Raw genomic sequence first — 1,451 nt, forward strand, 5'->3', positions numbered from 1 at the left:
TGAACTGCGTCCCAAAACTTGGACGAATTAGTAAGGACTAAGCTGCTAAGGACTGATTTCGGAATTCCTCCGGAGTCAGTCCTTTCAGTTTAACCTGTCGTCTCCTCGTATTCCAATGAACGATGTAAGCGTCCAGATCTTTCTTGAACTCTTCGAAGGTAGCCCATTTCCGACCCTTGAAGAACTCATCTTTGATATGACCGAAGATCTGCTCGGTAGCCCCGTTGTCGATGCAGTTGCCCTTTCTCGACATGCTCTGCACGATGCCATGCTCTCTCAGTCGCTCGGCCCAGGCCCTCTGCTGGTATTGCCAGCCCATGTCCGAATGCAGGATCGGTGTCGCGCCCTTCGGCATCCTGGAGAAAAGCTGATCGAGGATATCGTGCTGCTGGGCCATGCTCGCGCTCTTCGACACCGACCACGCTATTATCTCTTTGCTCCCGAAGTCGTATATCGGCGCGAGATAGGCCTTGCCCCACGCCTGCTTGAACTCCGTGACGTCGGTGCCCATCTTCTGCCAAGGGCCCTCCGCTCCGAAGTCGCGCCCCAGCACGTTCTCGAAGGTCTCGCCGACGAGGCCTTTGTACGAATTGTACTTGTGATAGTCGGTTTCGCGGCGGATGCCGCAGCTGATCCCCATCTCGTGCATGACCTTCAACACCGTCTTGTCCGCGATGCGCGCGCCGCGCTCGGCGCGCAGGCACATGGCGATCTGCCGATGTCCGCAGCCGTTGGGAGTCCGTGAGAATATCTCGCTTATGGCGTCCCATAGCTCCGGTCGGGTCGGCGCCTTCGGATGCGACAGCGCGTAGTAGTAGCTCGATCGCGCCATCTCCGCCGCTTCCAGCAGATCAGCGAGCGGGTAATGCCCTGAGAGCGCGGCTACGGCCGCTGCCTTCTCCCGGTTCGAAGGCTCTTCTCCGCCCTCAGGGCCGCCAATTTTTTTAGGTAGGCGTTCTCCGCCTCGAGCTTTCGGACGCGGACTTCGAGCTCTTGCTCGCGAGTCATCCCTTCCTTCGCGGCCCCGCTCCCTTTGGGTCGGCCCTTCGGCTTGGGGCGCAGGGCTTCAGCGCCGCCCTCCCGATACGCTTTGCACCACTTGAGGAGCGCCGACCTCGAGGCTATGCCGAAAGACGCCATGGCATCGGGGACCTTCTCGCCGTCCTCGACCACCGCTTTCGCGGCGGCCAGCTTCTGCTCGTAGGTGTATCTGACCTGTCGTCCGCCCATCTGCAGCAATCCGTCCAATCCAACAGCGCCGAACTTGTAGCACCATTGTTTCACAACGGAAGGAGGAAGCGCTAGGACGGTCGCGGCCGCGTGATACCCATAGCCCTCCTCGAAGAGCTCCGCTGCGGCCCTGCGGACATCGACGTCGTATCTGATCCTAAGGTCTGATGGCATAAAGAAGCCTCCCATTTCTCGTGTCCAAGAAATGGGAGGCAGTACAC

General features: G+C 59.5%; 2 protein-coding genes. Both read right to left on the reverse strand.

Annotated elements, in window-relative coordinates; genetic code table 11:
• Window positions 1–37: 37 nt before the first annotated feature.
• The gene (locus D1643_RS10970) at window positions 38–940 is read right to left on the reverse strand and encodes an IS3 family transposase (protein ID WP_160214616.1); all 903 of its coding nucleotides are present in this window, start codon (window positions 938–940) and stop codon (window positions 38–40) included.
• Window positions 883–1,451: transposase (locus D1643_RS10975; protein WP_370520344.1), on the reverse strand; the 569-nt coding region annotated here is incomplete at its 5' end. The genes D1643_RS10975 and D1643_RS10970, both read right to left, overlap by 58 nt.

It is taken from the genome of Enterorhabdus sp. P55, assembly GCF_009911695.1.
Classification (GTDB): Bacteria; Actinomycetota; Coriobacteriia; order Coriobacteriales; family Eggerthellaceae; genus Enterorhabdus.